This is a genomic window from Rhodothermales bacterium (genome assembly GCA_013002345.1).
Lineage (GTDB): Bacteria > Bacteroidota > Rhodothermia > Rhodothermales > JABDKH01 > JABDKH01.
The window spans coordinates 1-3,345 of the sequence record JABDKH010000229.1 but is presented as its reverse complement, the minus strand read 5'-3'; the positions used below and the strand labels follow the sequence as shown (position 1 = coordinate 3,345).

General features: G+C 57.2%; 2 protein-coding genes. Both read left to right on the top strand.

The genetic code is table 11. The features are described 5' to 3' along the window. Positions 1-2,823: hypothetical protein (locus HKN37_11445; protein NNE47263.1), on the top strand; the 2,823-nt coding region annotated here is incomplete at its 5' end. Positions 2,824-2,853: 30 nt separating this feature from the next. Further along, positions 2,854-3,345, top strand: a 492-nt coding sequence (locus HKN37_11440; GenBank protein NNE47262.1) for a hypothetical protein, incomplete at its 3' end; no start/stop codon positions are given.

The window sequence follows — 3,345 nt, the reverse complement described above, 5'->3', positions numbered from 1 at the left end:
GTCATCAACCCACTGATGGGCCGCTACGGCTACACCATCGGCGGCAAGTGGGTGCCGTTTACCGACTATTCCGACCCGCTGACCCGCGCTACGCTGTTGAAAGACATGCTGGAAATCGTTGACCAGTACAAGAACACGCCGGGTGTACTGATGTTTGCGTTCGGAAACGAGAGCAACTACGGCTTGTCGTGGTCGAGTTTCGAAATCGAGAACCTGCCCGTTGGTGAGCAAAACACGGCGAAAGCGAGATACCTCTACAGCCTGTGGAACGAGGTTATGGCTGAAGGTAAAAAAATCGCGCCCAATCACCCGTTCTCGATCGTCAATGGGGATATCCAGTATATCGATCTGATCAAGGAGCTCTGCACGGACATGGACGTGCTGGGCGTCAACGCGTATCGCGGTCCAAGCTTCACCTCGCTGTGGCGAGAAGTGGATGAGAAGCTGGACGTTCCGGTCGTGTTCTACGAGTTTGGCAGCGACGCCTTTAATGCGCGTACGTTCGAAGAAGACCAGGTCTCGCAGGCGCTGCTTCTGAAGGATCAGTGGCAGGAAATGTACAACAAGGCCGCTGGAAACGGTGAAGAGGGCAACTCGATCGGTGGCTTCGTGTTCGAGTGGCGCGATGAATGGTGGAAGTACCTGCAGATCGAACGGCTCGACGTTCAGGATACCAATGCGTCCTGGTCCAACCAGGCCTACCTGTTTGACTGGGCCGAAGGCAAGAACAACATGAATGAAGAGTGGTTCGGAATCACCGCTCTTGGCACACAGAATTCGGACGGCGTTTTCACCGCACGGCCCAGGATGGCTTACGACGTGTTGGCGGCAATCTGGGCGATGGACCCGTACACGCACAAGAAGGCCGCGTTCAACCAGGGCATCAACGACCTCAACCTGGAAATGTACGCATTAAAGGGCGAAGTGCGGCTGCTCAAAAGTGAAAACAAGGAGCAGAAGCAGAAGCTGACATTCACCGGCGGCAGTCTCCAGGGAGAAATGGTCGTCAAAGGAGAGGATGTCGCCATCAAGGAGCAGGGCGAGAATGGCCTCGAATTCAGTGATGGCCAGATGCTGTTCCTCGACTTCGGGTTTCAGCCGAGGGAAGACGTCTACGGACAAATGACGGTCAACATTCTCGGCAATGTCGCCGACACAGAGCCGCTTGAGATCCAGTACGGCCGGCGCGGGCTGCCGGTCGAGGTGGCGATACAAAGACCGCCGCTCCCGGAAGAAGCGGACTTCACGGAGGAAGATGACATCATCGCTGACTTCGCCGTCTTTGATGATCGCGAACGGGTCGAGATCTACGATTTCGAGGCCACTTACGAGGGCGAAAATTTCGATATCAACGCCTTCTATCACACGCCGCGTTATCACTGGAAAGACGAAGGCGATTTCTTCGGCCTGATCCGCGAGACGACCGATCTCGCCGGCCAGGACATCTGGAATGCCAAGGCGCCCGCGGGCGTGGAAATTGCCGGCAAGGGTGAGTGGGGTGGACTGAAAATTCTGGTCGGGCCCGAGGTCTACTGGGGTGCCAACCCGAAAGCTGTTCTGAAGTACGAGTTCAACTGGGGCCGGACGGAATTGGCGTTCATGCACGTGGAAGACATCGCTCGCCGCGATGACTCGTCGTCATCGACGGCAGCGACCGAGCGGCAAACTCGACAAACGACACTGTATGCGAAGCGCGCTTTCGCGAACGGCATGACCCTCGAACTCGGTGGCATCGTGGCCAGCGGGGAAAAGATCGACGATCCCTTCACTCGGGTTACGGGCAGTCTGACTGAGCCGACGATTATTCTCGACGAGATCGATTTCGAGGACACGCTGGGATTCCGTGCCAAGCTGACATTCCCGTTGTTTGGCACGACCTCCTACATCGCGACGCACCACGCCGGGCTCGTTGCCGACGGTGGCGCCGTCCGCAAGGACTTTGGCTGGCCGGATCCCACCGGGCTGCCGTATTCCGAGCTAGGCAATAAACAGGAATACGAAGCCGGCATGATGATGAACTTTGGCAACTTCATGCTGTATCCCCGGGTGATGTATCGTGACAACCTGGTGCACGCGAACCCGAACGTCGAACCGTCGACCGGCCCGGGTGGCATCGTCTTTCCCGGGTCGGGTGCTCGAGACCGGGATAGCGACCCGTTCGCGGTACTCGGTAACCGTGAAGCGCGGTCCGCGGAAGTATTCCTGACTTACGACCCGACCGGCGCGTCGTTCTTCTACAACTGGGACAATGACTTCGCCGAAGACGCCCGGTTTGCGTTCAATATCGGCGGCACCTATACGCGGTACCCGACCCCAACCGACGCCAACCAGTTCTTCTTTACGCCGACGTGTGAGAATGCGTCATTCGGGGTAGGTCTTCCTGCCGAAGACGTCTGGTCCGTCTCCAGCAGGATGGTGTTCAACCCGCACAGCCGGCTGAAACACATCTGGAACCTGAAGACCGGCTTCCAGCAATCCACAGGCGACCCCGATGGCGGCACGCGCAAGTTCTACGAAGCAATGGGCAAGATTATTATTGCCAACAAGCACATTATTGAAGGCTATGTGAAAAAGGACGCATGGGGCCCCTACGATTTTCACCGCCAGTTCAATGAGGTTTTTCCGGAACAGTACAAAGTGGATTATTCGATGATCCTTGACGGGAGTGGCCATCAGGCTGGGAAAACGGCTGGCAGCGGCACGAGGATCGGTGTCCGCGCGTTGTACCGTCGATTTGACCTGAGTCCGGAAGCCGACCCATTGCAGGAACAGGAAAATGACTACATCTTCCAGACCGTCTTCTACTTCACGTACATGTTCTAGGACCTCAGGATCTGTGCTCGAGGAAAAACTATGATGAGAACCGACTATCGAAGGGACCGCCTGGCGCTCTGCAAAGGACTGCTAACGGTGGTGTTTGGCCTGTTCGTTCTGAGCGGATGCGAAGAACCAGGCGACAACGACGGGACCGTGATTAACGGCATCATCCTGCCGACTGACGTGGTGCTCAACCTGTTCTGCGAGGACGTGGGAATTACGGGTGAATCTTGCGTGCTTGACGATCCGGAAAACCCGTTCGCGCTCGTTGCGACGTTCGAGTTCGATGTCAATAATCCGGATGGTCCCTCCAAGTTCGACCTGCTTCAGGATATTCCGGCGGGCCCGCTTGGCGCCAAGGCGCGGTTCTACCTCTGGGCGACGGCGCTTGCCCGTCGACCTTCCGGGGAAAACCAGTGGTACACAGCGCGTGCGCTGCACGAGTTATTCGATGCCAACAGTAACCCGGCATCCAAGGACGAGATCGTCCGGGCGCAGGCATTGAAAGCTTATCGCTCCGTGCTGGAC